Annotated in this window: 25 protein-coding genes; 18 read left to right on the forward strand and 7 right to left on the reverse strand. The window is 58.7% G+C overall.

The genetic code is table 11. The features are described from left to right. Positions 1-35 precede the first annotated feature (35 nt). On the forward strand, positions 36-2,009 hold the full coding sequence (locus tag WE862_RS07975) for a methyl-accepting chemotaxis protein (protein ID WP_042031787.1): 1,974 nt from the start codon (positions 36-38) through the stop codon (positions 2,007-2,009). Between the two features lie 30 nt (positions 2,010-2,039). Here the strand turns inward: WE862_RS07975 and rfaH are convergent, their stop codons facing one another. The 4 genes from rfaH to metN form a co-directional block, all read right to left on the reverse strand. Then, positions 2,040-2,540, reverse strand: coding sequence for a transcription/translation regulatory transformer protein RfaH (rfaH, locus tag WE862_RS07980; protein WP_041210416.1), 501 nt, complete (start codon positions 2,538-2,540; stop codon positions 2,040-2,042). Positions 2,541-2,635: 95 nt separating this feature from the next. Next, entirely contained in the window at positions 2,636-3,436 is an 801-nt protein-coding gene (gene metQ / locus WE862_RS07985) for a methionine ABC transporter substrate-binding lipoprotein MetQ (protein WP_041210417.1), read from the reverse strand. A gap of 25 nt (positions 3,437-3,461) precedes the next feature. Continuing rightward, on the reverse strand, positions 3,462-4,115 hold the full coding sequence (locus WE862_RS07990) for a methionine ABC transporter permease (protein ID WP_042031786.1): 654 nt from the start codon (positions 4,113-4,115) through the stop codon (positions 3,462-3,464). Then, positions 4,096-5,139 (reverse strand): methionine ABC transporter ATP-binding protein MetN, encoded by a 1,044-nt coding sequence (metN, locus tag WE862_RS07995; RefSeq protein WP_042031784.1) that lies wholly within the window; start codon positions 5,137-5,139, stop codon positions 4,096-4,098. Before metN ends, WE862_RS07990 begins: the two co-directional genes overlap by 20 nt. A gap of 483 nt (positions 5,140-5,622) precedes the next feature. Between metN and WE862_RS08000 the strand changes: the two genes are divergently transcribed. Beyond that, positions 5,623-6,078 (forward strand): hypothetical protein, encoded by a 456-nt coding sequence (locus tag WE862_RS08000; RefSeq protein ID WP_042031783.1) that lies wholly within the window; start codon positions 5,623-5,625, stop codon positions 6,076-6,078. A 92-nt stretch (positions 6,079-6,170) separates the two neighbouring features. On the opposite strand, the gene ppgK is transcribed toward WE862_RS08000, so the two are convergent. Together ppgK and queG are read right to left on the reverse strand one after the other, a co-directional pair. Then, positions 6,171-6,914, reverse strand: a complete 744-nt coding sequence (gene ppgK, locus WE862_RS08005) for a polyphosphate--glucose phosphotransferase (protein ID WP_042031782.1) — start codon at positions 6,912-6,914, stop codon at positions 6,171-6,173. A gap of 111 nt (positions 6,915-7,025) precedes the next feature. Continuing rightward, positions 7,026-8,180, reverse strand: coding sequence for a tRNA epoxyqueuosine(34) reductase QueG (queG, locus tag WE862_RS08010; protein ID WP_042031780.1), 1,155 nt, complete (start codon positions 8,178-8,180; stop codon positions 7,026-7,028). A gap of 60 nt (positions 8,181-8,240) precedes the next feature. Here queG and WE862_RS08015 point away from each other — a divergent pair, with 60 nt between their 5' ends. From WE862_RS08015 to WE862_RS08060, 10 genes are all read left to right on the forward strand, one after another. Then, positions 8,241-9,752, forward strand: a complete 1,512-nt coding sequence (locus tag WE862_RS08015; RefSeq protein WP_042031778.1) for a bifunctional ADP-dependent NAD(P)H-hydrate dehydratase/NAD(P)H-hydrate epimerase — start codon at positions 8,241-8,243, stop codon at positions 9,750-9,752. Between the two features lie 11 nt (positions 9,753-9,763). Beyond that, positions 9,764-10,237 (forward strand): tRNA (adenosine(37)-N6)-threonylcarbamoyltransferase complex ATPase subunit type 1 TsaE, encoded by a 474-nt coding sequence (gene tsaE / locus WE862_RS08020; RefSeq protein WP_041210423.1) that lies wholly within the window; start codon positions 9,764-9,766, stop codon positions 10,235-10,237. Further along, entirely contained in the window at positions 10,228-11,781 is a 1,554-nt protein-coding gene (locus WE862_RS08025; protein WP_042031776.1) for an N-acetylmuramoyl-L-alanine amidase, read from the forward strand. The genes tsaE and WE862_RS08025 overlap by 10 nt, the downstream gene beginning before the upstream one ends. A 17-nt stretch (positions 11,782-11,798) precedes the next feature. Continuing rightward, positions 11,799-13,667 carry a DNA mismatch repair endonuclease MutL gene (gene mutL / locus WE862_RS08030; protein WP_042031775.1) on the forward strand — a complete coding sequence of 623 codons (1,869 nt, stop codon included), beginning with the start codon at positions 11,799-11,801 and terminating at the stop codon, positions 13,665-13,667. After that, complete coding sequence (gene miaA, locus WE862_RS08035; protein ID WP_082035483.1) at positions 13,657-14,586, forward strand: tRNA (adenosine(37)-N6)-dimethylallyltransferase MiaA; 930 nt, start codon at positions 13,657-13,659, stop codon at positions 14,584-14,586. The genes mutL and miaA overlap by 11 nt, the downstream gene beginning before the upstream one ends. Positions 14,587-14,659: 73 nt before the next feature. Next, positions 14,660-14,923 carry an RNA chaperone Hfq gene (gene hfq / locus WE862_RS08040; protein WP_033114894.1) on the forward strand — a complete coding sequence of 88 codons (264 nt, stop codon included), beginning with the start codon at positions 14,660-14,662 and terminating at the stop codon, positions 14,921-14,923. Between the two features lie 63 nt (positions 14,924-14,986). Further along, the gene (gene hflX, locus WE862_RS08045; RefSeq protein WP_042031773.1) at positions 14,987-16,273 is read left to right on the forward strand and encodes a ribosome rescue GTPase HflX; all 1,287 of its coding nucleotides are present in this window, start codon (positions 14,987-14,989) and stop codon (positions 16,271-16,273) included. Between the two features lie 92 nt (positions 16,274-16,365). Continuing rightward, a complete protein-coding gene (gene hflK, locus WE862_RS08050; protein WP_033114892.1) occupies positions 16,366-17,514 on the forward strand; it encodes an FtsH protease activity modulator HflK in 1,149 nt (382 codons plus the stop codon). A gap of 3 nt (positions 17,515-17,517) precedes the next feature. After that, on the forward strand, positions 17,518-18,402 hold the full coding sequence (hflC, locus tag WE862_RS08055) for a protease modulator HflC (protein ID WP_041210428.1): 885 nt from the start codon (positions 17,518-17,520) through the stop codon (positions 18,400-18,402). A gap of 97 nt (positions 18,403-18,499) precedes the next feature. After that, the gene (locus WE862_RS08060; RefSeq protein ID WP_041210429.1) at positions 18,500-18,691 is read left to right on the forward strand and encodes a DUF2065 domain-containing protein; all 192 of its coding nucleotides are present in this window, start codon (positions 18,500-18,502) and stop codon (positions 18,689-18,691) included. Positions 18,692-18,754: 63 nt separating this feature from the next. Here WE862_RS08060 and ispB read toward each other — a convergent pair whose 3' ends face one another. Then, on the reverse strand, positions 18,755-19,726 hold the full coding sequence (gene ispB, locus WE862_RS08065; protein ID WP_033114889.1) for an octaprenyl diphosphate synthase: 972 nt from the start codon (positions 19,724-19,726) through the stop codon (positions 18,755-18,757). Between the two features lie 242 nt (positions 19,727-19,968). Between ispB and rplU the strand changes: the two genes are divergently transcribed. The 6 genes from rplU (at position 19,969) to WE862_RS08095 (ending at position 25,477) form a co-directional block, all read left to right on the forward strand. Then, complete coding sequence (rplU, locus tag WE862_RS08070) at positions 19,969-20,280, forward strand: 50S ribosomal protein L21 (RefSeq protein ID WP_005304210.1); 312 nt, start codon at positions 19,969-19,971, stop codon at positions 20,278-20,280. 17 nt (positions 20,281-20,297) lie between these two features. Then, positions 20,298-20,555 carry a 50S ribosomal protein L27 gene (gene rpmA / locus WE862_RS08075; RefSeq protein WP_339058724.1) on the forward strand — a complete coding sequence of 86 codons (258 nt, stop codon included), beginning with the start codon at positions 20,298-20,300 and terminating at the stop codon, positions 20,553-20,555. Positions 20,556-20,745: 190 nt separating this feature from the next. Next, on the forward strand, positions 20,746-21,948 hold the full coding sequence (gene cgtA / locus WE862_RS08080) for an Obg family GTPase CgtA (RefSeq protein WP_041210430.1): 1,203 nt from the start codon (positions 20,746-20,748) through the stop codon (positions 21,946-21,948). 296 nt (positions 21,949-22,244) lie between these two features. Further along, the gene (locus WE862_RS08085; RefSeq protein ID WP_042031771.1) at positions 22,245-23,615 is read left to right on the forward strand and encodes a YjiH family protein; all 1,371 of its coding nucleotides are present in this window, start codon (positions 22,245-22,247) and stop codon (positions 23,613-23,615) included. 144 nt (positions 23,616-23,759) lie between these two features. Beyond that, complete coding sequence (locus tag WE862_RS08090) at positions 23,760-24,749, forward strand: luciferase-like monooxygenase (RefSeq protein ID WP_042031769.1); 990 nt, start codon at positions 23,760-23,762, stop codon at positions 24,747-24,749. Positions 24,750-24,976: 227 nt separating this feature from the next. After that, positions 24,977-25,477, forward strand: coding sequence for a 2TM domain-containing protein (locus WE862_RS08095; protein WP_041210433.1), 501 nt, complete (start codon positions 24,977-24,979; stop codon positions 25,475-25,477). Positions 25,478-25,536: the final 59 nt, after the last annotated feature.

Consider the following 25,536-nt stretch of genomic DNA (forward strand, 5'->3'; position numbering starts at 1 on the left):
TTTGGCCTGCGGGCCTCATCTGAACAAGGATGTTCATGAAAATCTCACACAAGCTTCTGATCAGCTTTGGATTTATCAATCTTCTGATCGCCCTCTCCTCTGCGCTGGTCTACTACCGGCTAAACCAGATCAATCAATCCCAGCAGATGCTGCTGGCGCAGGCGCTGCCGGCTCTGCAGCGGGATGAGGCCAGCCAGAAAGCGCTGGTCGCGACTGTCTCGGCATTGCGTGGTTATCTCATCCTCGGCAAGGATCCCGCCCAAGCAGCCAGATTGAAGCAGGAGTGGGAGGGGGCCTGGCAGGTTATTACCAGCCAGCAGTTTGATGTGGCGTTGGTACAGTCACTCAAGAGTTTCAAGAGCAGCCAGGAAAAGGTATGGGCGATTGCCCATACAGAGGAGAATCTGCCAGCACATACCCTGATGCTGCAGGAGGCCGGGCCGCTTGCCGAAGCTGCGCTCGATCAGCTGCAATCTTTCGCCAATGAAGAGGTGGCGACTCCTCAGGATCAGCTATCGGGAGATCGCCGTATGTTGCTCAAGCAGGTGGGAGATGCCTACAACAGCTTGTCAAATGCGCTCTCCGCCCTGCGAGATTTTCTTATTTCCGGCGACCCGGAATATCGCAGCAAGTATGAGGACTATTACAAGTTCCATCAGCAACGGGTGGCAGAACTCAAGCTGCAGTCCAGTCTCTTTTCCGAAACCGAGCGCAGCCTCTGGCAGTTGTTTGAGGAGATGGGAACCCCCTTTTCGGAGCTGGTGGGCCAGGTCATCAGCAAGCGGCAAGCACCGGATTGGGATCAGGCCAACTATCTGATGGCAAAAGAGATTGAGCCGATGCAGGAGATCCTCTACGAGCGGCTGGCCAAACAGGTAGGGGAAACCCGCAGCAAAGTGACTGCAATCTCAGGAGAGATGACCCAGGCTGGCCACTCCATCACTCGTACTCTGTTGCTGGCAACGGGGAGTTCCATCGTGCTTGGCATGTTGGTGGCGTGGCTCTTCAGTCGTCGTTTGACTCGTGATATCGCCAGTCTGGTTGTGCGGGCAGGTGAGGTTGCCGACGGCAAGCTTGCTGCCAACCCCTTGCCCGTCCTGAGTCAGGATGAACTGGGCGGTTTGACCGGCTCCATCAACCGGATGTCGGCCCAGCTACGCAATCTGGTGAGCGAGCTGCAGGGGGCGGTGGGACAGGTAGACGCCGCCTGTCAGGATGTTGGCAGCACAACTCAGGCGATAGTGACCGATTTGACCGCGCAGGATATCCGGGTAAAAGCGGTCGCCAGCGCTATCGAGCAGATGTCGGTCAGTACGAAAGAGGTTGCGGGCAATATTGCCAATGCAGCCGATAGTGCCCATCAGGTGCAGCAACAAACCCGGCAGGGACAGAATGCATTGGCACGGATGACAGATGCGATGCAGCAGATCGCCGCCATGATTGGGCAAGCCAATCACGCGATGGGATTGCTTGAGAAGCAGAGCGAACAGGTCGGGCAGATCACCGAAGTGATCGCCACCATAGCCGAACAGACCAACTTGCTTGCCCTTAATGCGGCAATAGAAGCGGCGCGGGCCGGTGATCAGGGGCGCGGTTTTGCCGTGGTCGCCGATGAGGTACGTCAGCTGGCAACCCGCACCCACCAGTCAACCGCCGAAATCAGCCAGACCATTAGCGCCATTTCCCAGCAAACCCGCCAGACCGTCACCACGGTGAGTGGTGGCACCCAGCTGGTCGAGCAGGGGCGTGATGCAGTCGGGTTGGTAACCGAGACGTTGAATGCGATGAACCAGCTGGTGCAGGCGCTATCTGGCCAGCTGGAGGCCATCGCAACGGCGACCGAGCAACAATCCAAGGTCGCCGCCGAAGTGGCTGGAACGGTAGAGGATATTGCCGCTCTGAGCCGTCAATCCTGTCAGCAGAGCCAGCAGGGTGAGGGCATCGTCGCCCGTCTGGCGGGTGATACCGGCAAGCTGACGGCGGTGATTGCCCGTTTCGAGCTGGAGTGACGGGGGTAGGCAGGATATCCTGCCCACCTCTTAGTCGATTCGTCTGAAGGCGTGGTTTTCGAAGCTGCTGGTGGTCTCTTTATTGAGCAGACTGACCAGCAGAATGGCCCGTTTCTCCCCATCCGGCTCCATATAGATGGCTTCAAACCCTGCCAATGGCCCCTCTTCAATCAATACCTTATCGCCCGCATTTGGCAGCTTGGCGTAGCTGGCTCGTGCCTCGTCGCTGTCATCGCGGCTCATCAGCTGATAGACCAGCTTGTTGCTGATGGGCGTCCATTCACTGCCGAAGTGGATGATCCGGCTGATGCCACGGGTCGATTTCAGGGTGACCGGAGTGACCTCTTCCAGATCGACGTAGATGAAGAGGTAGTTGGGAAACATGGGTTCCTTTACCGGGACTCGCTTGCCCCGACGCAGTTTCTCGATTTCCACCATGGGGTAGTAGGACTCAATGCCCTGGGCATCGAGGTGGGCGCGGGCGCGGGCCTCTTCCTTTGGCTTGCAGTAGGCCAGATACCATTTTTTCATGTGATGTTATATTCGTGTTGCCGTGCTCGCCGATATGATAGCGGCGGCAATAAAAAAGGCCACGCATTGCGTGGCCTTTTTTGTCGAGTGAGCAATTACCAACCTTTTACCAGGCCGCCTTTGAACAGCTCCAGCCCTTTCTTGTAGACATCATCGGTCTGGAAAGCCTGTACGAACTGTTTGACCTTCTCGTCATCCTTGTTGTTGTCGCGGGCGACGATCAGGTTGACGTAGGGGGACTCTTTGTCTTCAACAAACAGGCCATTTTCGGTCGGGGTCAGACCAATCTGGCCGGCAAAGGTGTTGTTGATGATGGCGAGATCCACGTCTTCCAGTGAGCGGGGCAGCTGAGCTGCTTCCAGTTCAACGATCTTGAAGTTGCGCGGGTTGCTGGCGATATCGAGTACGGTTGCCTCCAGACCAGCACCATCTTTCAGGGTGATCAGGCCCTGCTTGGCCAGCAGGATCAGCGAGCGGCCCAGGTTGGTCGGATCGTTCGGTACCGCGATCTGGGCGCCATCTTTCAGCTCGCTCAGCGACTTCAGCTTCTTGGAGTAACCGGCGATCGGGTAGACGAAGGTGTTGCCGACCGGTACCAGTTTGAAGCCACGATCACGTACCTGTGCATCCAGATAGGGTTTGTGCTGGAAGGCGTTGATGTCGATGCTGCCATCGTTCAGCGCCACGTTCGGGGTGACATAGTCGGAGAAGTTGACGATCTCGACGTTCAGACCATATTTCTCTTTTGCCACCTTGGCGGCTACTTCGACCAGCTCGGTCTCAGGGCCGGCAATGGCGCCTACTTTCAGGGTCTTGTTCTCTTCCTTTTGACCGCAACCGGCCAGTACCAGACCAGCCAGCAGAGCTGCCGCAACGGATTTGATGCCAAATTTCATAAAACCTCCTGTCAGAAATCGACGATTAACGATGATCACATTTGTGGACCAGGCGCTCACCCGCGCTCTGGATAAGTTGAACCAGCACGACCAGTATCACGACGGTGACCAGCATGACGGTCGGATCGAAGCGCTGATAGCCGTAACGGATGCCCACATCACCGAGACCACCACCACCGATGGCACCAGCCATGGCGGAGTAGTTCACCAGCGTGACGAGGGTAATGGTGACGCTGTTGAGGATGCCGGGCAGGGCCTCGGGCAGCAGCACCTTGGTGATGATTTGCAATGGCTTGGCGCCCATCGCCTTGGCCGCTTCCAGCAGGCCGTCGGGGACTTCCATCAGGGCACCTTCCACCAGACGGGCGATGAAAGGGATGCAACCGACGGTCAGCGGCACGATGGCGGCGATGGTGCCGATACTGGTGCCGACAATCAGCCGGGTCAGCGGAATAATCGCGACCAGCAGGATGATAAAGGGCACCGAACGACCCACGTTGACCACCATGCCCAGGGTACGGTTGAGCAGCGGGTTGGCCAGGATTTGGCCGGCTTTGGTCACATGCAGCGCCACGCCGAGCGGCAGGCCGAGCAGGCAGCCAAACAGGGCGGAGGCAAACACCATGATAAGGGTGTCGCCCAGGGCCGTGATGAGCAGATTAATCATGGCTTCGGACATAACCCATTACCTCCAGCTGAATGTGATTGTCGATGAAGAACTGCTGGGTCGCCTCGCACTGGGCTTCATCCCCAAACAGCTCGGCCAGCAGGAAACCGAATTTGACGCCACCGGCGTACTCGATGTCGGCGCTCAGAATGCTGATATCGATATTGAAACGGCGGCTCGCCTCGGAGATGAGCGGCGTATCGACCGTGCTGCCGGTAAAGCCAAGCTTCAGCAGCGGGTAGCTGCCGGGCACTCGCTCGTTGCTCATCCGATCCTGATACTCCTGCGGTACCTCGAGATGGATGGTGGAGCGAATGAAATCGCGGGCCAGCTGGGTCTTGGCATTGCTGAAGAACCACGCCACTTCGCCCTGTTCGATCAGGCTGCCGTCGCTGATGATGGCCACTTCGTCACAGATCCCCTTCACCACATCCATTTCGTGGGTGATGAGCAGGATGGTGAGCCCCAGCTTGACGTTGATCTCCTTGAGCAGGGTCAGGATCGAGCGGGTGGTCTGCGGATCGAGTGCCGAAGTGGCCTCGTCACACAGCAGCACTTTGGGGGCCGGGGCCAGCGCCCGGGCGATGGCGACCCGCTGTTTCTGGCCGCCGGAGAGTTCGGATGGATAGGCGTGGGCACGGGCTTCCAGCCCGACCAGTGCCAGCAGCTCTTCGACCCGGCTCTTGATCTGATCCTTGTTCCAGCCCGCCAGCTCCAGCGGAAAGGCGATGTTGGCAAACACGGTACGGGAGGCGAGCAGGTTGAAGTGCTGGAAGATCATCCCGATCTGGCGACGGGCCTGGGTCAGATCCCGTTCGCTCAGGGCGACCAGATCCTGGCCGTCGACAATCACCTGGCCCTCTGTCGGGCGCTCCAGCAGGTTGACACAGCGGATAAGGGTACTCTTGCCGGCACCGGAGGCACCGATCACCCCGAAGATTTTGCCTTGGGGTACATGCAGACTCACGTCACGCAGGGCGTGCACGGCGTCACTGCCTGTACCGTAGACTTTGTTGAGACCGATCAACTTAATCATGGATTCTTCCGTGCTAACAGCCTTACAGCACAGGGCGCTACAGGCGAGAAAATTGGGCAGAGGTTTCACTAGGTTGCACTGCCATCATGGGGGATGATGCTAAGATGTCCGGATGGCTGTGTCAACGCATGTTTTTACGTCTAGACGTCTAAAAAAGTGATAAGGATTTTCAGTTGGCAGATAAGGAATAGCAGGGTTTGGCGTTATTCCATATTGAATTTCGCTTTTAAGCCAAAGCGCCGAATTAAAGTTGTCTAATGGCGTGTGATGCTCTGTTCTATTAGGTATCCCTGTCGCTACTATCCGGCTGTGGAGCCTACCTCTCTCAAGCCCCAGAATTGCATAAAGTTGAACCCCCTGTCTGCCCACTTATATATACCTCGGCCAATTTTGATGCAGCGCAAGAAGATGCCGGATCGTGATTGGGGCCTGGCTGGCCGTTTTTTATACTGAGGTTGCGGATTTCCCATGGAGGGCAGAGCGATGAGATTCCAACAGATCAAAGAGTTGCTGCACTACCTCGAGCAGGTGCATCACCAGCTCGGTCTCTGTTACCGGCGTCTGGCCAATCAGGTGGATAGCGAACGCTGCCGGATGTTGCTGGTCTATCTGCAAGGGCGGGAGGATGCCGCCAGTGTCCATCTGCAGGAGTATGCCAGCCAGCTGGGCGGCCCGGTGCGGGAGACCTGGCTGGATCAGAGCTTTAGCGAGGACATGTTGCCAGCGATTATGCGCTGCGAGCTGCCGGCTTCAGCCAGAACCGAAGATATCGTAGCCCTGGTTTGCCGCTGGGAGGAGCAGTTGATTGGTGAACTGGGTCATCTGGCCCAGGAGTGCCCGACTCGGAGCACGGCTGAATTGCTGGATAATTTGGCCCGACTGGAGCAGACCCGCCTGACCCGATTGGTGCACGGTGCCCACCAGCTCGATGACTTGTAGCAAGGACAGAAGGTCGATCACCAGATAGAGAGAGGGCCCGGCATTGCTGTCGGGCCCTCTTCGTATCGGAAGTTCATGGCACCGATGTGCAATCAGCCCTGATGTCGTTCGGCGGCGTAGAGCGCTGCGCCGATAATACCGGCCTGGTTGAGGCTGGCTGCGGGAATGAGTGGTGCCCGGGTCTCGATGCGATCGACGAATTTATCCAGTTTGGCTGCGCTGCCGCCGCCCAGAATGAAGAGGTCGGGGGAGAAGAGAAACTCAAGGCGAGCCAGATATTTGTTGAAGCGCTTGCCCCAGCGCCCCCAGGAGAGATCCTCACGTTTGCGCACTGCATCGGAGCAGTAGTGCTCGGCGATCATCCCTTCCAGCATCAAATGGCCCAGCTCGGTGTTGGGCAGCAGGTGACCGTTGACGAAGACTGCGGTGCCGATGCCGGTGCCGACCGTGATGAGGATGATAACCCCCTTGCGATCCTTGCCGGCACCAAAGCGCATCTCAGCCAGACCGGCGGCGTCGGCATCGTTGAGCACATAGCAGGGCTTGCCGGTGACATCTGCAAACAGGTGCTCGGCATCGGTCTCAATCCAGCTCTTGTCGATGTTGGCCGCGCTCTTGGCAATGCCGTTGTGGATGGTGGCCGGGAAGCCGCAACCCACCGGCCCTTTCCAGTCGAAGTGTTCCACCAGCGCCTTGAGGGTATGGGCAATGGCGGCCGGGGTGGCCGGCTGTGGTGTGGCAATGCGATGGCGCTCGCCAATCAGCTCACCGGTTTCGGTATCGACCAGACAGCCCTTGATCCCCGAGCCTCCAATATCCACTCCCAACATTTGCATCTGTGATGTCCTTTTTGTGTGCCGACCATTGTTGCTCAACCATGGCGTGCTGATCTTTGTGGGTCGGCAGAGCATGAAAAAACTGCTGCAATCCGGCAAGGGGCAGATCACTCAGGCGTGATCCGGCAGACCTTTTTCGATGCAACGGATCAGCAGGCGGGTTTTCTTGTTCGTTTCATCCTGGCGTCTGGCCAGCGTTACCAGCGCCCATTCAATATGTTCGGCTACCATGGGCTCTGCTTCCGGCAGTGCTTGCTGCAGGGCTGCCATCACTTCCTGGTTGGCCGGGCCGTTGCCAAGGGCTACCGCCAGATTGCGGCGCCAGCGTTGATAGCCGATGCGGCGGATCGGGCTCCCCTCGGTATGTTTGAGGAACTCGGCCTCGCTCCAGCGCCACAGCGCCAGTAGGGGCGGGCGATGCAGGCTGGGGCGCGGGCTGAAATCGGGCTCCGGGCTGGCATCTGCGTAGCGGTTCCACGGGCAGATGAGCTGGCAGTCGTCGCAGCCGTAGATGCGGTTGCCCATCAGGGGTCTGAACTCTTCCGGAATAGGGCCGTCGTTCTCGATGGTGAGATAGGAGATGCAGCGGCGACCATCCACCACATAGGGAGCGACAATAGCGCCGGTGGGGCAGATGTTGATGCAGGCGACACACTTGCCGCACTGCTCTTTTTCCACCGGCGCATCGATGGGGAGTGGCAGGCTTATCAGCAGCTCCCCCAAAAAGAAGAAGGAACCGGCTGACTCATTGAGCAGCAGTGAGTGTTTGCCAACCCAGCCGAGGCCCGCTTTGGCGGCCAACGGCCGCTCCAGCACGGGAGCGGAGTCGACAAAGGGGCGCCACTCACCAAGGGTGTCAGACGTGCCTTGAAACAACTCGGCGCATCGCGCTTCGATTCGGTCACCCAGCTGTTTGAGGCGATTGCGCAGCACCTTATGGTAGTCGCGGCCGAGGGCATAGCGGCTGATATAGCCGAGAGTCGGGTCGCGCAGGGTGGCGGCAAAGCCCGCCTCGAAGGGGAGGTAGTTCATCCGTACCGAGATGACCCGCAAGGTGCCCGGCAGCAGCTCATGGGGGCGGGCGCGCATCATGCCGTGGCGCGCCATGTAATCCATGCTGCCGTGATAACCGGCGTCCAGCCAGGCCTGCAATTTCGGCTCTTCGGCCCGCAGGTCCGTGTCGGTGATGCCAACCTGGTCAAATCCTAGCTCGCTCGCCCAGAGCTTGATATCTTGAGCCAGCTGGTTGAAATCAGGTGTTGTCATGCTGCATGGCATCCCGGCACTTGAGCACTTGGAGCGAAAGAGAGCAGATCGGGAGCCATCATGGTAGAGGTCATCGGGGACGCTTGGTGCAAAAAAGTGGGAAGCAGTCTATCACAGGGGCTGTGGTCGACTGAACAGATCCGCTCGCGAGAGCGGCGCTGGGCCGAGCGTGAGGGGCAACCCCTCTATGCGCTGATGGAGCGGGCAGGGCTGGCGCTGTGTACCTATGCCTGCAGCCACTGGCCCGCGAGCAACTGCTGGTGGATTTTTGTCGGCCCCGGCAACAATGGCGGCGATGGCTATGTGCTGGCCCGCCTTGCCCGTGAACGTGGCCTTGAGCCGGTGGTGATCGCCGCTCGCTCTCCCGACCTGCTGAAAGGGGATGCCAGGATTGCCGCCGATAGCTGGCTGGCGGCAGGTGGTGAGGTCTGGCTGGCAGAGCAGTTCGATCAGGCACTATTTCCTCCTCCCGATCTGGTGGTCGATGCCCTGCTTGGCACCGGTGTCAGTACACCCCTTGCACCGTTACTGACAAAGATCGTCGCAACAATCAATGAGTTGGCTGCACCTGTGCTGGCGGTCGATCTTCCTTCTGGCCTCAATGGCGATACCGGCCGGATCATGGGGGCCGCCGTGCGGGCGACCCGAACTCTTACTTTTATCGGTATCAAGCAGGGGCTGCTCACCGCAGACGGAGTCGATGTGACCGGTCAGCTCGATTGTGACCCGCTTGGTGTCATGCCTGATGAGGAGATTCACCCCGCAGCATGGCGGCTCGATTATCCGGTGCTGCAATCCTTGCTGACCCCGCGTCAGCGCTCCTCGCACAAGGGTTCCCACGGCAAGGTGTTGTTGGTGGGCGGGGAGTGCGGCATGCAGGGGGCCATTGTGCTCGCCGGCCGGGCCTGTCTGCGGGCAGGCGCCGGTCTGGTGCGAGTCAGCCAGCACCCGGCGTTGCCGCCGGTCAGCCTCTATCAGCCTGAATTGATGAGCCTGCAGGAAGACGATGATGACGGTTGGGCCTCGGTTCGGGTCATTGGCCCCGGGCTGGGTCAGGGGGAGTGGGGCAGACAGCAGTTTGCCCGCCATCTTACCGAACAATTGCCGCTGGTTTTGGACGCCGACGGGTTGAATTGGCTGGCGCAATCTCCCCGCCATCAGGATAATTGGGTGCTCACTCCGCACCCTGGCGAAGCGGCGCGGCTGCTGGGGTGTTCCATTGCCGAGATTGAAGCAGACCGGTTTGCTGCCGTGCGGGCGCTGCAACAGCGTTACGGCGGAGTGGTGCTGCTCAAGGGGGCGGGGACTCTCATCCATGATGGCGAGCGGCTTGCCTTGTGCAATGAAGGCAATCCCGGCATGGCAAGTGGCGGCATGGGCGATCTGTTATCTGGTATAATCGCCGCCCTTTTGGCTCAGGGTTGGTCTGCCACCTTGGCAACCTGGCTGGGGGCCGTGATCCACGGCGAGGCAGCCGATCTGGCTGCTGCTGACGGAGAGCGTGGCATGCTGGCATCAGATCTGCTGCCCTTTATCCACAAGCTGGTTAATCCCGACACCATAACAAGTTAAAAAAGAAGAACATGGCAAAACAGTTGATGATGACACTGCCGGACGAGGCAGCAACAGTGGCTCTGGGAGGCCGTCTGGCAAAGGCTTGCCAGCAGGCGACGACCGTGTTTTTGCACGGGACGCTCGGGGCTGGCAAAACAACCCTGACCCGTGGCTGGGTGCAGGGACTTGGCCATCAGGGCAAGGTGAAAAGTCCGACTTATACCCTGGTTGAACCCTACGAGCTGGAGGGGTGGCAGGTTTACCACTTCGATCTCTATCGTCTGGCCGATCCGGAAGAGCTGGAATTCATGGGAATTCGCGACTATTTTGCCGCCAATACCCTCTGTCTGGTGGAGTGGTCGGAGAAGGGGGAAGGCTGGTTACCGGCGCCTGATCTCGAGATCACCCTCACTTATGTAGGCGAGCAGCGCGAAGCTCTGATTGAAGCTCGTTCTGCTACTGGCGAAGCTATTCTGGAACGGTTGTCATCCACGTGCGTTTGATCCTTGTTATTGCTCTCTCCCTGATGGCGTTACCCTCCTGGGCTAATCAGCTCAAGAGCGTGCGGATTTGGCCATCACCTGATAACACCCGGGTGGTGCTCGACATGAGCAGCGCCCCCGATTTCAACTATTTCACCCTGACTGGCCCCGATCGGCTGGTGATCGACATGAAAGGGGCGAGCAACGCCACCAATCTGGCGCGGGTCGAGAACAGCAGCGAACTGGTACGTAAAATTCGTGAAAGTTCGCCGCTGGAGAAGGGAGGGCTGCGTCTGGTGCTCGACCTCAGCTCCGCCATCAAGCCGGTGGTCTTTCCGCTGGCGCCTGCCGGCCCCTATGGTCACCGTCTGGTGATCGACCTTCCCTATGAAGAGAAGCGCTCGGCCGCCGCTGTGCAGTCCACGCCGGTTGGTGGCAAGGGCAAGGGGGTGGTGATTGCCATCGACCCGGGCCACGGCGGTGAAGACCCGGGCTCCATCGGCCCGCGCCGCACCTATGAGAAGCGGGTGACCCTGGCGGTCTCCCAGAAACTGGCGGCACTGATCGACCGCGAGCCGGGCATGCGCGCCGTGCTGACCCGCCGCAGCGACTACTTCGTCGATCTCAACAAGCGTTCCGAGATTGCGCGCAAGGCCAAGGCCGACCTGCTGGTATCGGTGCACGCGGACAGCTTCCACAACTCCACCCCGCGTGGCGCCTCGGTCTGGGTACTCTCGACCAACCGCGCCAACCGCGAGATGGGCAGCTGGCTGGAGAAGCAGGAGAAGCAGGGTGAGCTGCTGGGTGGTGTCGGCAAGGTGTTGGCCGAATCCGATCCCAACCCCTATCTGGCGCAGACCTTCCTCGACCTCTCGATGGACAAGTCCCGTGCCGAGGGTTATGACGTCAGTCGCCAGATCCTACGCTCGCTGGGCAAGGTGGCACGGCTGCACAAGAGAGCGCCGGAGCACGCCAGTCTGGCGGTGCTGAAGGCCCCTGACATTCCCTCTGTGCTGGTTGAGACCGGCTTTATCTCCAACCATGCGGAAGAGCAGCTGCTGGCTACCGCCAGCTATCAGGATCAGCTGGCTCACGCCATTTTCGAAGGTATCCGCAACTACTACCGTGCTCACCCGACCAAGGGGGCCATGCTCACCGGCAAGGGGGTCGCCAGCGCCCCAGCCGCGCCCCATAAACAGGTTGCTGTCAGCAAACCTGCGCCAGCCAGGCAGGTTGCGAGCAAGCCGGCAGCAGTTCAGTCCCAGCCGGTAGTGACCAACCGGATGCCGGCGACGGTGCGCGATAGCACAAGCACTTCTGGCAGCTCCTCCGGTGCCGGGGTGATCAAGCCTTATTCCGAGGCGGCCAAAGAGACTGGCGCCCCGGTCACCAGCGTGCAGGAAAACGAGAAGTCGCAGATGATCCGCCACGTGGTCACGCGCGGTCAGAGCCTCTCGCGCCTGGCCGAGAAGTACGGCGTGAGTCAGGCGAGACTGGCGGAGATCAACAAACTCAAGTCACGGGAAATCCAGATAGGGCAGGTGCTCTATATTCCCAAGCAATAACTGAGCGGGAGCTAGCGATGCCGATCCGTATTTTGCCACCTATTCTGGCCAACCAGATTGCCGCCGGAGAGGTGGTGGAGCGGCCCTCCTCCGTGGTCAAGGAGTTGGTGGAAAACAGTCTGGATGCGGGCGCCGACCGGGTCGAAATCGATATCGACAAGGGGGGCGCCAAGCTGATCCGCATCCGTGACAACGGCTGCGGCGTTGCCAAAGATGAGCTGGTGCTGGCGTTGTCGCGCCACGCTACCTCCAAGGTGGCGACCCTCGATGATCTGGAGGGGATCAACAGCCTGGGCTTTCGTGGCGAGGCGCTCGCCTCCATCAGCTCGGTCTCCCGCCTCACTTTCACCTCCCGCACCGCCGAGCAGGCTGAAGCCTGGCAGGCCCAGGCCGAAGGGCGCGAGATGAGCGTCACCGTCAAGCCGGCGGCCCATCCGGTGGGTACCACGGTGGAGGTGGTCGATCTCTTCTTCAATACCCCGGCGCGGCGCAAGTTCATGCGCAGCGAAAAGACCGAGTTTGCCCATATCGACGAGCTGGTGCGCCGCATCGCGCTCTCCCGCTTCGATGTCACCCTGATCCTGCGCCACAACGGTAAGGTGGTGCGCCAGTACAAGGCTGCCAATACGGTGCCGGAGCAGGAGCGGCGTCTTGCTGCCGTCTGCGGTACCCCCTTCATGCACCATGCGCTGGCTGTCGAGAGCGAACACAGCGACGTACGGTTGTGGGGCTGGTTGGCGACCCCCGAGGGCGCCAGACCGCAGAACGATCTGCAATACACCTATGTCAATGGCCGGATGATGCGCGACAAGCTCATCAATCATGCCATTCGTCAGGCCTATGACGAGCTGCTGCCCGCCGACCGCTTTGCAGCCTATGTGCTCTATATCGAGCTGGATCCCCGTCAGGTGGATGTCAACGTTCACCCTGCCAAGCACGAGGTGCGCTTTCATCAGGCGCGGCTGATCCACGACTTTATCTTTCAGGCACTCTTTACCGCCTTGCGCCGCGAAGGCCGCGTCGTTAACGAGCAAGAGCAGCCGCTGGCCGAGACGCTGGTCGAGCTGCCGGTCAGCCCGCAGATCGAATATCCCGGTCAGACACCACGTACCGAGTGGTATGGCGCCGAACACAGCTATCGGGCGCCGGCGCAGGTGCGGGAAGGGAGCGGTGGTGCAGGCCGGGCCAGCAACTATCAACCACCCGAGCCGCCGAGCCGGGAGGCGATGCGTGGCATGGGGGCCTTGCTTACCACGCTGCCCGTTGCCACAACCGCTTCAGCTCCCGAGCCGGGTGTTGCCACTCAGACGGTTTCAAAACAGGGCGGGTGCCGGGCACTGACTCTGGTGGAGCAGGCTTATCTGCTGTTCGAGCGGGATGGCCAACTGACGCTGCTCTCGCTGGTACGCGCCGAGCGTCTGCTGCTGCGCCACTGGCTGCTGGAGACCTGGGGCCAGGGACTGGCAGCCCAGCCGCTGCTCATGCCAGTCTCCTTCAAGCTGCCGAAGAACCTGAGTTCGCTGGTAGAAGAGCAGGAGCGGCTGCTGAAACGGATGGGGCTGGAGTTGAAAAGTGGGGGGCGCGACACCATGATCCTGACGCGGGTGCCTGCGCTACTGCGTCAGACCGATCTGGTGCGTCTGTTACCCGAATTGCTGCAAATTATCGAGGGCGGATCTGACAGTGATGCTGGCCAGCAGGCTGAAGTATTATGCCAATGGCTGGTTGAGCAGGGGATAAGCCGCGAAAAAATATACGATTTTTCAACTGCCAGTCGTCTGCTGACGGAACTTGTGGCCGATTTCAGTGACCAACTGGCAGATATTCGCATGGCCCGCCCGCTCTCGCTGGCGGCTGTGCTTGAGGAGTTTGAACATGGCGAGTGACTTGCCGACCGCAATTTTTTTGATGGGGCCGACGGCCTCCGGCAAGACGGATCTCGCCATTGAACTGTGTCAGGTGTTGCCCTGCGACATCATCAGCGTCGATTCGGCGCTGATCTATCGCGGCATGGATATCGGCACGGCCAAGCCGACCGCCGATGAACTGGCACGAGCCCCGCACCGGCTGATCGATATTCTCGATCCCGCGATGAGCTATTCGGCAGCCGATTTTTGCAAGGATGCCCTGCGGGAGATGAAGGAGATCGCCGACCGCGGCCGCATTCCGCTGCTGGTGGGCGGTACCATGCTCTACTTCAAAGCGTTGCGGGAAGGACTCTCTCCGCTCCCTTCTGCCGACCCCGTCATTCGGGCCGGAATAGAAGAGGAGGCTGCCCGTCTTGGCTGGCAGGCGCTGCACGATGAGCTGGTGCGTATCGATCCGGTCGCCGGGGCGCGTATTCATCCCAATGACCCGCAGCGGCTCAGCCGGGCGCTCGAGGTTTACCGCATCAGCGGCAAGACGCTCACCGAGCTGACCCAGGTGCAGGGGGAGGGGTTGCCCTATCGGGTGCAGCAGTTTGCCATCGCCCCGAGCGATCGCGCCGTGCTGCATCAGCGGATCGAACAGCGTTTCGACAAGATGCTGCAGGCGGATTTCGAGCAGGAGGTGCGGGCTTTGATGGCTCGTGGCGATCTGACTCCGGATCTCCCCTCCATTCGCTGTGTAGGTTATCGCCAAATGTGGGACTACCTGAACGGCGAGATAGAGTATGATGAGATGCGTTATCGTGGCATTGTTGCCACTCGCCAGTTGGCAAAACGGCAGATGACCTGGTTGCGCGGTTGGGCCGATGTGACCTGGCTGGAATCCGGTGAGTCTGACAACCTCGCCCGCGTGCTTGCTCGCGCTGGTGCGGCTTGACACTCCCTGTATAATCAGGTTGTTATATTGAATATCCGGTGTTTAAAAACAACAAACTATAAGGAAAAGAAAAATGGCTAAGGGGCAATCTCTCCAAGACCCGTTTTTGAATGCGCTGCGCCGTGAGCGGATTCCTGTTTCTATCTATTTGGTGAACGGCATCAAACTGCAAGGTCAAATCGAATCCTTCGACCAGTTTGTCATTCTGCTGAAGAACACCGTGAGCCAGATGGTCTACAAGCACGCCATCTCTACCGTGGTTCCGGCCCGAGCCGTCAACCATCATCAGCAGGCTGCCGGTGGCGCCGGTGATGAACAGGGTGATGCCGAGGCGTGATATCCCGGGGCGAGTCAACTCGCCAACTCAGATTCATCATGAAACCTGTTAAGGAGCAAGCGCTTGTTTGACCGTTATGAAGCTGGCGAACAGGCCGTTCTGGTGCACGTCAACTTCAGTGATGAGGGTGAGCGGGAGGATCTGGAAGAGCTCAAGATGCTGGTGAGCTCGGCTGGCGTCAATGCACTGGGAGTCATCACGACCAGCCGCAGTGCGCCCAGCGCCAAGTATTTTGTCGGCAGTGGCAAGGCTGAAGAGATTGCGTATCAGGTCCAGATGCTGGATGCCGACGTCGTCATCTTCAACCATGCCCTGACCCCTGCCCAGGAGCGTAACCTGGAGCGTCTGTTCCAGTGCCGGGTAGTGGATCGCACCGGTCTGATCCTCGATATCTTCGCCCAGCGCGCCCGTACCCATGAAGGTAAACTGCAGGTCGAACTGGCCCAGTTGCGTCATCTTTCTACCCGTCTGGTACGAGGCTGGACCCACCTTGAACGTCAAAAAGGCGGGATCGGCTTGCGTGGCCCGGGTGAAACCCAGCTTGAAACCGACCGACGCCTGTTGCGCGAGCGCATCAAGGCGATTTTGCGCAGGCTCGACAAGGTGGCAAAACAGCGGGAGCAGGGGCGACGAGCCCGCAACCGCAATGAAGTACCGACAGTTTCTTTGGTTGGTTACACAAACGCCGGAAAGTCCACTTTGTTCAACCAACTTACAGCTGCCAGCGTGTATGCTGCCGACCAGTTGTTCGCAACCCTTGATCCGACGCTGCGCAAACTGGTGATCAGGGATGTGGGTGATGTGATTTTGGCCGACACGGTTGGATTTATTCGACACTTGCCCCATGATCTGGTCGCTGCGTTCAAAGCGACCCTGCAGGAGACCCGCGAAGCGGACCTGCTGCTCCATGTGGTGGACTGTGCCGATGAGCAGATGCAGGAGAATATCGACTCCGTGCAACAGGTGCTGGCTGAAATCGAGGCGGATGACAGGCCCCAGCTGATGATCTGCAACAAGATCGACAAGCTGGCCGATCGCCCGGCGGGTCTGGAGCGGGATGATGAAGGTCGTCCGCTGCGGGTCTGGCTGTCTGCCCAGACTGGCGAGGGGTGTGAGTATCTGTTTGCGGCGCTGACCGAATTGCTGGCTGGCTCCATGGTGCACCACACCCTGCAACTGCCGCCTTCTGCTGCGAGATTGCGCAGTGCGCTCTATCAGTTGAAAGGGATCGAGCAGGAAGGCTTTAGCGAGGAGGGGGATTTTGTGCTGGAAGTCCGCCTGCAACTGGCTGACTGGAACCGCCTCGTGAAACAGGAAGGTGAGAATTTACAACGCTTTATCAGGCATTGAACCGTTGATGAGGATAACCGTTTAGCGGCTTCGTCAACGAGCATTGACCCGATAGAGATGATATCCATCTGCATGTATTAATGGAGACGCTGATGGCTTGGAATGAGCCTGGTAACAACGGCAAAGACCGTGACCCCTGGGGGAATAACGGCAAGAATCAGGGGCCCCCTGATCTGGACGAGATGCTGCGCAAGATGAGTCGTCGCTTTGGCGGCCTGTTTGGCAGTGGCAAATCTGGCGGCGATGTAGGCCGCTTTGGTATCTCCATCGCGCTGGTTGTCGCCGTGGTGGTATGGGTCGTTAGCGGCTTCTATACCATTCGTGAAGCCGAGCGTGGTGCAGTGCTGCGCTTTGGCAAGTTTTCCCATATCGTCGAGCCGGGCCTGCGCTGGAAGCCGACTTTCATCGATCAGGTGATCCCGGTGGACGTTGAGTCCGTGCGCTCCCTGCCTGCGTCCGGCTTTATGCTGACTCAGGACGAGAACGTGGTACGGGTTGAGATGGACGTGCAGTATCGTGTCGTCAATCCGGAGCAGTACCTGTTCAGCGTGACCAATGCCGACGAGAGTCTGAGTCAGGCCACTGATAGCGCCCTGCGTTACGTGGTTGGCCACACCAAGATGGATGATGTGCTGACCACCGGTCGTGAAAAAGTGCGTCAGGAGACCTGGCAGGTGATCGATGGCATCATCGAGCCTTACCAGATGGGTCTGCAGATTGTCGACGTCAACTTCCTGCCGGCGCGTCCGCCGGAAGAGGTGAAGGATGCGTTCGATGACGCCATCTCAGCTCAGGAAGATGAGCAGCGTTTCATCCGCGAAGCGGAAGCCTATGCCCGTGAAGTCGAGCCCAAGGCCCGTGGTCAGGTGAAGCGTCTGGAGCAGGAAGCCGAAGCGTACAAGTCCCAGATCGTGCTGAAAGCACAGGGTGAAGTGGCCCGTTTCAACGAGTTGCTGCCACAGTATCAGGCTGCGCCCGAGCTGACTCGCAACCGTATCTACCTGGAAACCATGGAAGAGCTCTATCAGCAGGCCAACAAGGTCATTGTTGATATGCCGGCTGGCAACAACAGCATGATCTATCTGCCGCTCGACAAGCTGACTGGCAAGCCGGCAGCTGCTCAGCAGACTCGTCCTGCGACTGTGCCGGTAGCAGAGCCTGCGCCTGTTTCCAACGAGGGTGCCAACTCCACTCCGATGCCGCTGCGTAGCGGTGACCGCTTCAGCTCAGGGAGAAACTGATAGATGAAAAAGCTAGCTATTGGTGCAATCGCTGTGGCTGCCATGGTCTGCTTCTCCTCTGTCTTTATCGTTGATGAAGGTCAGAAGGGGATCGTGGTGCAGTTTGGCAAGGTGAAGCGGGTTGATTCCGGTGAGCCCCGTCTCTATGAGCCGGGTCTGCACTTCAAGGTGCCGCTCATCGATCAGGTTCGCAAGATGGATGCCCGTATCCAGACCATCGACAGCCAGGCCGACCGTTTCGTCACCTCCGAGAAGAAAGACCTGATCATCGACTCCTACGTGAAGTGGAAGATCGAGGACTTCTCCAAGTACTACCTGGCAACCGGTGGTGGCAACAAACTGCAGGCAGAAGATCTGCTCAAGCGCAAGATCAACAACGGTCTGCGCTCCGAGATCGGTAACCGCACCATCAAGGACATCGTCTCTGGTGAGCGCAGTACCGTGATGGAAGATGCCCTGAAGAAGATGGCGCGCTCCTCCGAGCTCGGCATCAAGGTGGTGGATGTGCGGATCAAGCAGATCAACCTGCCGGTGGAAGTCTCCAACTCCATCTATCAGCGGATGCGTGCCGAGCGTACTGCGGTGGCCCGTGAGCATCGTTCACAGGGTCGCGAGAAGGCCGAGATCCTGCGTGCCGATATCGACCGCAAGGTAACCGTCATGCTGGCGGATGCCGAGAGTAACGCCCGTCAGTTGCGCGGTGAAGGTGATGCAGAAGCGGCCAAGATCTACGCCGAAAGCTACAAGAAAGACCCCGAGTTTTTCAGCTTCGTGCGCAGCATGGAGGCCTATCGCAAGAGCTTCACCGGCGGCAACGAGCTGATGGTGCTCAAGCCGGACAGCGAGTTCTTCCGCTATCTCAAGTCTCCTCACGGCACCAAGCAGTAATCGCCGGAGTTATCTTGCCAAGGGCCTGCATTGTCAGGCCCTTTTATTTGTCTGCCAAACCACCGGAGAAGGTGGTTTTTGACGGGAGAAGGGCACAATGATGACATCCATACTGACAGGGATTGGCCTGTTATTGCTGTTTGAAGGGCTCGGGCCATTGCTGATGCCAAGAGGGTGGCAGCAGATGTTGCGGTTGTTGAGCGATCAGCCGGCGGAGCAGCTGCGCCGTATCGGCGGTTCGCTGGTGGTGGCGGGCGGAGTGATCCTCTGGATGGTGAGCCGCTGGTAGCAAACGTCATAAACAACAAGAGGCCCATGGGGCCTCTTGTTGTTTATGAAAACAGTGACGGGATCAGGCGCTGCGCTGCACGGCCATGTGAGCCAGTGTTTCCAGAGCCTGCTTGTGCTGGGAGTCAGGCAGAATGGCGAGGGCGGCAATGGCCTTGTCAGCCTCTTCCCGAGCACGCATGCGGGAGTATTCCAGCGCACCGGTACGATCGAGAATGGCCAGGATCTGGTCGAGGTGTTCCATGCCGTTGCGGTGCTCAATGGCATCGCGCACCAGCTGACGCTCCTCGGGCGAACCCACTTCCATGGCACGCAGCAGCGGCAGGGTCGGTTTGCCTTCGGCCAGATCGTCGCCGACGTTCTTGCCCATCTCTTCGCTTTGGGAACAGTAGTCCATCACGTCGTCGATGATCTGGAAGGCGGTGCCCAGATACTTGCCGTAATCGGTCATCGCCTGCTCGACGGGCTCGGGCTGATGAGTCAGCACCGCTGCGAGGCGAGTCGCGGCTTCAAACAGCTTGGCGGTCTTGCAGTAGATAACCGTCATGTAGCTCTGTTCGGTGGTATCCGGGTCGTTGCAGTTCATCAGCTGCAGCACTTCCCCTTCGGCGATGGTGTTGGTGGCATCGGAGAGGATCTCCATCACCCGCAGGTTGGAGAGCTCGGCCATCATCTGGAAGGAGCGGCTGTAGAGGTAGTCACCCACCAGAACGCTGGCGGCATTGCCGAACAGGGCGTTGGCCGTTTCGCGGCCACGGCGCAGGTCGGATTCATCGACCACGTCGTCATGCAGCAGGGTAGAGGTGTGGATAAATTCAATAATGGCGGCCAGTTTCAGGTGATCCTCACCTTCGTAGCCCAAGGCGCGAGCGGCCATCACAGTCAGCATGGGGCGCATCCGCTTGCCGCCAGCACTGACAATATAGAAACCCAGCTGATTGATCAGACTAACGTCGGACTGGAGTCGGGCCAGGATCAGTTCATTGACCGCCGTCATGTCGGCGGCACAGAGCGCACGGATAGTCTGTTGGTCCATAAGTCTCGTAACGTGACAGCAGCAATAACTGCGATTTTTAGTAATGCTGGGGATTCTACACGATTTCACAATGGGTTACAGTTAAGCGTTTATCCACGGCGGCAGATATGCGCACAAAATAAACTTTTTGCGAAAATGGCCTTGCCTGAGCAGATCGATTTGCGTAGAATGCCCGCCCATTGTTATAGGTTTTTGTGCATGTCTGCCTTGAGCAAAAGACATGCCTTTACGGAGTTAATCAAATGTACGCGGTATTCCAAAGCGGCGGAAAACAACACCGTGTGGCCGAAGGTCAAATCGTTCGTCTGGAAAAGCTGAACGTTGAGACTGGCGCTACCATCGACTTCAACGAAGTTCTGATGGTTGCTGCAGGCGACACTTTTAAAGTAGGTGCTCCTTTCGTTGAAGGTGGCAAGGTTGTAGCTGAAGTTGTGGCTCACGGCCGTGGCGAGAAAGTGACTATCGTCAAGTTCCGTCGTCGTAAGCACCACCGTAAGCAAGCGGGCCACCGTCAGTGGTTCACTGAAGTCAAAATCACTGGCATCAGCGCTTAATTAGAGGAGTCCGATAGATGGCACACAAAAAAGCTGGCGGTTCATCCCGCAACGGTCGCGATTCTGAAGCCAAACGCCTGGGCGTGAAGCGCTTCGGCGGCGAAACAGTTCTGGCTGGCAGCATCATCGTTCGTCAGCGCGGCACCAAGTTCCACGCTGGTGAGAACGTTGGTCTGGGCAAGGACCACACCCTGTTCGCTACCGCGAACGGTAAGGTGCAGTTCGAAGTTAAAGGTTCGCTGAACCGTAAGTACGTTAGCATCGTTGCTGAGTAATTACGGACCGCAAGGATCCGAAGCCCCGCCAACAGGCGGGGCTTTTGTTTTTCCGAAATGATGACGAAAAAACGGAACGCAGATGACCCGGGCGCAGAGATGGCTCGGTGAGGCAAGATGCGTATCGCCCGCAGGGGTCTGTACCACTATAATTGCGTATCGGTTTTTCGAATTAAGGTGACGGTTACCTATGAAGTTTGTTGATGAAGTCCAGATTCGAGTCGATGCCGGTGACGGTGGTAACGGTTGTGTAAGCTTTCGCCGTGAAAAATATATTCCCAACGGTGGTCCGGATGGTGGTGACGGTGGTGACGGTGGTGACGTGTATCTGGTTGCTGACGAGAACCTCAACACCCTGATCGACTACCGTTTTGAGCGCTTCCATGCCGCCGAACGTGGCGAGAATGGCCAGAGCGCCAACTGTACCGGTCGCCGTGGCAAGGACAAAATCCTGCGCGTGCCGGTCGGTACCCGTGCGACCGACGAAGATACCGGCGAGCTGCTGGGTGACCTGACTCACCACGAGCAGAAGCTGCTGGTCGCCAAGGGCGGCTTCCACGGTCTTGGCAACACCCGCTTCAAGAGCTCGGTCAACCGGGCGCCGCGCCAGAAGAGCAACGGTACTCCGGGTGAAGTGCGTACCCTGAAGCTGGAGCTGCTGCTGCTGGCCGATGTCGGTATGCTGGGTCTGCCGAATGCCGGCAAGTCCACCTTCATCCGCGCCGTATCAGCCGCTCGTCCGAAAGTGGCTGACTATCCCTTTACTACCCTGGTGCCGAATCTGGGCGTAGTACGTGGCGAGAACTCACGCTCCTTCGTGATCGCCGATATCCCGGGTCTGATCGAGGGTGCCGCCGAAGGTGCGGGCCTCGGGATCCGCTTCCTGAAACACCTCGAGCGCTGCCGCGTATTGATCCATCTGGTGGATATCTGCCCGGTTGATGGTTCCGATCCGGCCGAAAATGCCGTGACCATCGTGCGCGAGCTGGAGAAGTACAGCCCCGAGCTGGCTGGCAAGCCGCGCTGGCTGGTGTTCAACAAGATGGACCTGATCCTGGAAGAAGAGGCTCAGGAAGTGATGGATCGCGTGAAAGCCGCCCTCAACCACGAAGGGCCGGTCTACGCCATCACTGCCATCAGCAAGGAAGGTACCAAGAAGGTCTGTTACGACATTCTGGATCTGCTGGATACCATGCCCCGTCAACTGGAGCAGGATGCCAAAGAGGCGATCGAGAAAGTGGAGTTCAAGTGGGATGACTACCACAAGAACCAGCTGGCCAAGGCCGAAGCGGAAGCGCTGGCCGCCTCCATGGCTTTCGACGAGAGCCTCGATGATGATGACTGGGATGACGAAGATGATGATGGCGTGGAAGTGATCTACGTCCGCGATTGATTTCGTTGTTCTTTGCCAAAAACCGGAGCCTGCAGAGGCTCCGGTTTTTTTATGGCTGGCGCCTGGTCTCTGTACCTGATTAGCTTGGGGCGGGCAGAGTGTTTAGTGAATTAATATTCCGCTAAATGCCTGTTTACCCGTTCACGCCGGTTTTATTTGGGTATTTATTCGTTAATTAATCTAAAATTGCTTTTTTAATCCATTCTATTGGGATATTCTTGCGCCCCGTTTGGCTGGGTGTGCATGAATATGCGCATTACCCGGCATAAGTTTTAGCTATGTCAGGGCAGTAGATTATGTTGGAAAAGAGTCTGGAAGCACCTGCGGTCAATACCCGCCGCAATCTGTTGATGTTCTTGATCCCCTCGCTGATCGGGATCCTGTTGTTCATGACTCCGGTACTCTATGACGGGAATGTCACCATTCCGGTAGCCGTGCTGGCCAAGCTGGTTCAGCGGGTGTTTGCCGACTATCTGGTCGCCATGGTCAGCGCTGTGATTACCACTACCATGCTGATGACCGTCGTCGCCTGGTTGTTCAAACCGGCGATCCTGGTACGCCGTCCATTCCTCAACAGCCTGTTCAACGTCTCCCCCTTCTGGGCCTGTGTGCGGGTGCTGGGCGGGATCTTCGTACTGCTGACCTTCTTCCAGACCGGGCCTGAAGTACTGTACTCCGGCGCAACCGGAGGGCTGGTGCTCAACGATCTGCTACCAGTGCTTTTCTCGGTCTTCATTTTTGCCGGCCTGCTGCTGCCGTTGTTGCTCGATTTCGGGCTGCTGGAGTTTGTCGGCACCATGATGACCCGCATCATGCGCCCGGTGTTCCGGTTGCCGGGTCGCTCCGCCGTGGACTGTTTTGCCTCCTGGCTGGGGGATGGTAGCGTCGGCATTCTGCTCACCAGCAAGCAGTACGAAGGGAAGTTTTATACCCAGCGGGAAGCTGCCGTCATTGGTACCACCTTCTCTGCCGTCTCCATCACCTTTTGTCTGGTGGTGATCTCTCAGGTGAAGCTGGAGCACATGTTTGTTCCCTTCTACCTGACCGTCTGTTTGGCCGGTGTGGTTGCGGCTATCGTGGTGCCACGTTTGCCACCGCTCTGCTGGAAGAAGGATGTCTATATCGATGGCACCCCCTTGTGCCGCAAGCAGGAGTCGGTACCGCATCAGCACAGCGTGCTGAGCTATGGTCTCGAGCGTGCCCTGACCAAGGCGGAGAAGATGACCGATCTCGGCGCAGTGGTGCGGGAAGGGGTGAAGAACGCGCTGGACATGGTGTTTGGCGTGCTGCCGGTGGTGATGGCGATCGGTACTTGTGCCCTGATGCTGGCTGAACATACTCCCGTCTTCAACTGGCTGGGGGCGCCATTCGTCCCCTTGCTCGAACTGCTGCAACTGCCGGAGGCAGAAGCGGCTGCCAAGACCATCATGGTCGGGTTTGCCGACATGTTTATCCCGGCTGTGCTGGCGTCTGGCATCGAGAGTGAGATGACCCGCTTCGTCATCGCGGCCATGTCGGTGACCCAGCTTATCTATATGTCTGAAGTGGGCGCGCTGCTGCTGGGCAGCAAGATCCCGGTCAAGTTGTGGGAGCTCTTTATTATCTTCCTGATGCGTACCCTGGTGACGCTGCCGGTAATTGCCGGTATGGCCCATCTGCTGTTCTGATACAGACTGCCATAGGCTTAAGGCCACTCCCTATGGAGTGGCTTTTTGCTATCTGGCGTTTGCCACGGCAGAAAGTGTTCCGTTCGAACATCTCATGGTAGAGTGCCCCTCTGTTAGCAAATTGTGATGCAACGGAGTGTTTTTATGTCTGCCATCCCCTATTCCCTGCTCGATCTGGTGCCGGTTGCCGAGGGTTCCCATCCTGCCGAATCATTCCGCCATTCGCGCGATCTAGCGCAACATGCCGAGCGTTGGGGCTACCGCCGCTACTGGCTGGCTGAACACCACAACATGCCGGGTATTGCCAGTGCCGCGACATCTGTGTTGATCGGCCATCTTGCCGGGGCAACCAGCACCCTGCGGATCGGGGCGGGTGGCATCATGCTGCCGAATCACTCGCCGTTGGCCATTGCCGAGCAGTTTGGCACCCTGGCTTCTCTCTATCCCGACCGCATCGATCTCGGCCTTGGTCGCGCCCCCGGTACCGATCAGCGCACCATGCGGGCCCTCAGACGCCAACGCAGTGGTGAGGTGGATGAGTTCCCGGCCGATGTCCGCGAGCTGATGAGCTACTTTGGCGACGAGATTGGCGCGGTGCAGGCGGTGCCCGGGCAGGGGCTGCATCTGCCAGTCTGGCTGCTGGGCTCCAGCCTCTACAGTGCCCAACTGGCTGCGGCGATGGGCTTGCCGTTCGGTTTTGCCTCCCATTTCGCGCCAGCCATGTTGCTGCAGGCGCTGGAGATCTACCGTAGCCAGTACCGTCCCTCTGCTCGCTGGCCCAAGCCCCATGCGGTGGTCTGCATCAACATGATCGCTGCCGACAGCGAGCGGGAGGCGCGCTTCCAGTTCACTACATTGCAGCAGCAGTTCCTGCGCCTCCATCGTGGTGATGCGGGCAAGCTGCCAGCACCGGTTGCCGAGTTGGGCGAGCAATGGTCGCCACGCGAGCTGATGGCGATGGAGCAGACCCTTGCCCGCTCTCTGGTGGGCGATCCGGAGCAGATCCGCCATGGCCTCAAGGCGCTGCTGGCGGAAACCCGGGCCGATGAGCTGATGTTCAACGGCCCCATCGTCGATCATCAGGCTCGCTTGCGCTCTTTCGAGATCGCAGCCGGGTTGATGCGGGATCTATAAGCTCGCCTCCCCGCATATAAAGACGCTATCTTGCAGAGAGAGTCTGGTGTCGCCCTGCTGTCAGGTTCTCGCAACGGGGCGGTTGGGAAACTCGATCCCGGATATCAAGCCTTTATCTAATGCACTGAATTAAAAGGAAAGTCAGGTTGGTGTCAGGCTGCTGTCGTGTCGCGTGCCACCCTCCGGCCCCTATGCTGGCTCCGTCAAGCAACCACAAGGAGTTCGAGATGATCGTCAGGAAGTTGAGATTGCAGCGGGGCTGGTCACAGGAGCAGTTGGCCGCCTTTACCGGCCTGAGCGTTCGCACCATTCAGCGGATCGAGCAGGGTCAGCAACCCGGACTGGAATCCCTCAAGGCCCTGGCCGCCGTCTTTGAGCTCGATGTGGCGCAACTCGACGGCACACGGCAACAGGAGCATGAGATGAGAGGGAGTGACACGATGGAGCAGGATGGATTGCAGGTATCGGCTGAAGAGCGAGCTGCAATGAAGTATGTGGAGGGGCTCAAGGGCTTCTATCACCATGTCGCCAGCTATCTGCTGGTCATTGGCGGGTTGTTTGTTATCAACTACCTGAGCAACCCGGGTTATATCTGGGCCTGGTGGCCGGCGCTGGGGTGGGGATTGGGGTTGGCGTCCCATGCCATTCGGATATTCGAGCCTTTCAAACTGTTTGGCCCGGAGTGGGAGCGACGCCAGATCGAGAAACGGTTGGGGCGCAAGTTGTAACCAGAGCGGTTGTGGAAAAAGAGAGCCCGGCAAGTTGCCGGGCTCTCTTATTGGTTCAG

Source organism: Aeromonas jandaei (assembly GCF_037890695.1).
GTDB classification, from domain to species: Bacteria; Pseudomonadota; Gammaproteobacteria; order Enterobacterales; family Aeromonadaceae; genus Aeromonas; species Aeromonas jandaei.